Source organism: Streptomyces sp. NPDC059994 (assembly GCF_042737755.1).
In the GTDB taxonomy this organism is placed as follows: Bacteria; Actinomycetota; Actinomycetes; order Streptomycetales; family Streptomycetaceae; genus Streptomyces.
In genome coordinates this window covers 1-3473 of record NZ_JBHWUR010000214.1, presented here as the reverse complement: position 1 = coordinate 3473, position 3473 = coordinate 1, and the positions used below count along the sequence as shown (strand labels likewise).

Sequence of the window (3473 nt, the reverse complement as noted above, 5' to 3'; positions counted from 1 at the left end):
TTCGTGATCAGAGGCCCCACCGGTTCACCGGAGGGGCCTCTGATCACGAACCACTGGGAGCTCCGCAAGGAGATTCAGGCAAGCAGCGAACAGGACCCTCCGCCCCTACTCCGAGCCGCTTGACTTGAGCACCCGACCGAAGCCTCCGGCTTGGACCGGGCCGAGCGTGAGCTCGCCAACCCCGCTGCGGTGAGGCACTCCGTACTCCCGTGCTCGACCAACCCGGTCGACAAGCCCACCCTGCCGGGCTGGAGCGGGTGCGAAGGTGACGTAGTGGCCGAGGGCCTGGGGCTGGCGGGCGAGGTCGCGGGTCTTGCGGGCGGGGCTGCCCGGCCGGGCCCGGGCATGCACGAACGTCGGGGAACGGCTTGACAACCCCCTTTACTGTTCACGCCGGGGTGTGGTCACCCGGAGACGCCCCCCCGTATCCGGGGCTTCTGCCCAGGGCAGGCCGAGGCCTGTGAACAGGGCCTGCAGGTCCGGCGGATAACCAGCAAACCTCTCGCGTGCGGCGTACAACCGCTTCTTGAGCTGTACCTCGCGCCCGCCGACCTCGATCCGGTAGCCGGCCGCGACCTGGATCTGTCCTGCCTCGTCGACCAGGGGACCGGCCTCGTTGATGTGCCGCTGGGCGGCGATCACGACTTCCATGAGGCGTTCCTTGCGGCCGCGCCGTGCCTGCGGCACCGCAGAGGTGACCCGCGCGTCTCTCTCCGCCGGGCCCATCCGCAATTCAGCCAGTGCTGCCCGCTGCTCCTCGTGTAGTTCCTTCCACCGCACGTGCTGCTCGCACAGCCACGCCCCGAGGTCCTTACCGAGGTAGACCCGCGCCCCGTGCAGGAGCTCGGCACGGGTTCCGCCCTCGTCCTTGAACCGGCCAAGGCGTACGAGCTGGCGGTGCCAGGCGGCGGTCCAGGGCACGTCCTGGGGGACCCGCCATACCCCGACCCGGTCGAGTTCCGTATCGGTGATGCCCGGGCGGCGCCGTTCGGCCAGCAGCGCGCCGAGGGCGACCTCCTCGCCGTCGACATCCACGCTCTCGTCCAGGCGGGGCAGCAGGTGCCCGTGAGCCTCGGCGTAGACGCGTGCGGCCGCCAGCAGCAGGGCCCGCCCGTCCGCCCGCGGCTCCCACACGAAGCCCCGCTCAGCAAGGTAGTGCACCAGGTCGGGATGGACGCGCGGCCCCCGCTTCATCCACTCCTTCCGCGCGGCCTCCTCACTCCCCAACTCCTCGGCCAGGCACGCCAGATCGTCCCGATCCGCGCGGGCCCTGCGCCGCAGCTTGTCCAGCTCCACTGCGAGGCGGACACCGCCCTCCTCCCAATCGGCCGGCACCTTCAGGTGCCCGTGCTTGGCCTGGTAGGCGGTCGCGGCCTGCATCACCTGCTCGATATCCCAGCTCGCCGGATCACCGACCACCGTGATCCTCAACCAGTCCACCACCACCCGCCGCGAACGCTGCCGGGTCAGCTGGAGCATCTGCGTCAGCTCCCGCGCCCGCTCCTCACGCCGGCGCCGCTCCTCGGCGCCGGTGAGGACCGAGTGCGGCGACCGGCTGGTGAACTGTGCCGGTTCCGCCCCGCCGTCGGGCTCGTAGGACTCCACCGCCCGCAGCATGTTGGTCACCGCGTCCCAGTCGGCCGTCGTCATCTCCTCGTCGGCCGGCCCCTCCAGGTGCAGCACCGGCACGATGACCGACGCCGTTTTATCCGGGTTGTCCCGGTCGAACCTCAGCGCCCGCCCGGCGATCTGCAGCAACTCGTGCTGCGCCCGGCGCGGCTCGATCAGGGCGACCGCGTCCACGGCGGGTACGTCGATGCCCTCGTTGAGGACGCGTACCGAGCAGACGACGACCAGGTCCACCTCGTTGCCATCCAGATCGGTGCCCGCCGCCAGCGCCTTGAGCACCCGCGCCCGCTCCCCGGCAGGGACGTCCTCGTGCAGCGCCACGGCGAACACCCGCAGCGGCGCCGTGGCGCCCTGATGGTGCAGCAGCCGCGACTGCTCCGGCATCGCCTCGGCCGCCGCCATCGCTCCGGCCACCGTACGGTGATAGGTCAGCAGCCTGCGGCACCCGTACTTCCCGGCGGCCCGCAGCGTCGCCCCAACCGCCGAGGCCAGCAGCTCGGCCTGCACCTCCTCATCGCCACGCCCCCGCTCCGCGACCAGCTCCCGCAGCCGCGCCTCGTCCACCTCCGCGACCACCACCTGGCTCCGGGCCAGCTTGCCTCGACGCTGCCCCTCGGACAGCCCCATCCTGTAGGCCACCGGCCCGTGCAACGTCTCCGACATCCGCACCCCCGGCGTGAGGACCCGCCGCCCGCGCGCATCCCGGCCCACCACCCCCATCAGACGCGGCGTCGCCGTCATCGCCAGCCGGTGCACCGCAGGCACCAGCCGGTTCGAATTGATCCGCCCCCACTGCTTCGACGTCTCCGCATGGTGCGCCTCGTCCGCCACCAGCAGATCCCAGACCGGCAGCGCCGCGACCCCGTCCCGCTCACCGCGCAGCCTGTGCGCCGCGATGACCGTCTCGATGCTCGCGTACGTCGTCAGCACCGTGTACGGCTCGCCGGCCGCCCGGAAGCCGTGCACGAGCTGCGCCAGCACCCGAGGACTCGTGGTCACCCGCACCCCCGCGTGCTCCATCCCCACAAGCCCCGCATCACGGTCCGCATAGACAGCCACCACCGGCCCACCACGCCCCGCCGCCCTGGCCGCCCAGAACGTCTGCTCCAGCAACCCGCGGGTAGGAACCGCGAACAACATCCCACCCTGCCGCGCCACCCGGTCACCGACCATGAACCCGATCCGGGTCTTCCCCAGCCCAGGCGCCAGATGGATCTGCGCGGCATACCGCTTGCGACGTGACCCGGGCCTGGGCGTGTACACCTGCAGGACTGCCTCGACCACCTCCGGCTGATGGTCGTACAGCCACGCCCAGTCATCACTCAGCGCTGCGCCCGGTCCGGGCAGGGCCGCGCTCACGGCCGGTCCGCGTCGGGCCGTCGTGACGGGGTCCGCTCGTTGCACATCATCGTTCCCTCCCCGGCCACCTTGACCGCTGGCCTGGGTCACGGCGACCAAGATCAGAGCCCGAGGGCCCGAGACTGTAGGGGTGGGTACCGAATTTACCGATCACCCGTGTCTTCAATTCTGTGACAAGGCTAGCGGGTCAGGGTAAGGTGGCACCACCAAGCCCGATCCGGTCCACCCGAACGAGACCGGCAGACACCCGTAACGCGGCAGCCCCGCCCCTCTCTGGCTAGCCACACCCTGAGGCCACGGAGTGGACTCAGGTATCAGACCTTAGCAACTGACCAGCCATCAGCCGTCGAACTTCCCTGTTTTCCTGCAGATTTGTACAGGCGTCCGGTGAAGGCAACACTGCCAGACCCAGGAATCCGCGGAGCGGATTCCGTCAGGCCGAATCGCGGAGCGATTCGTGCCGCAGCCAACGGAGTTGGCTGCAC

1 protein-coding gene is annotated in these 3473 nt (G+C 70.6%); it reads right to left on the bottom strand.

Annotated elements, in window-relative coordinates:
* Positions 1-381 precede the first annotated feature (381 nt).
* Positions 382-2988: a DEAD/DEAH box helicase family protein gene (locus ACFWA7_RS39845; RefSeq protein ID WP_385828059.1), complete on the bottom strand. Its 2607-nt coding sequence runs from the start codon at positions 2986-2988 to the stop codon at positions 382-384.
* Positions 2989-3473 lie beyond the last annotated feature (485 nt).